Consider the following 234-nt stretch of genomic DNA (forward strand, 5'->3'; position numbering starts at 1 on the left):
CCCGCCATTACGAGTTGGCGGTGTCGGTCGCCGAGGGGATCAACGCCATTACTGCGGCTAGTTCGGCCCTCCGGACGAGGAATGGCATGCGCGTCGTCCCATAGTGCTTGGCAAGATGGAAGCGGTGCATGCCTCCTACGATGTGAACTTGGCCTTGGTACTCGCCGAGCAAAGGCGGTGTGACACCGCGGCCATGCAGCCATCGGTAGGCGATCCCACAGCTCTTGCTCTTGT

The 234-nt window shown here is 61.5% G+C and carries 1 protein-coding gene; it reads right to left on the minus strand.

What is annotated here, in order from left to right; all coding sequences use genetic code 11:
- Positions 1-7: 7 nt before the first annotated feature.
- A partial coding sequence (locus EOB49_RS36975) for a hypothetical protein (protein WP_206526133.1) occupies positions 8-234 on the minus strand: 227 nt, incomplete at its 5' end.

The sequence above is a fragment of the Mesorhizobium sp. M7A.F.Ca.MR.148.00.0.0 genome (assembly GCF_003997735.1).
GTDB lineage: Bacteria > Pseudomonadota > Alphaproteobacteria > Rhizobiales > Rhizobiaceae > Mesorhizobium.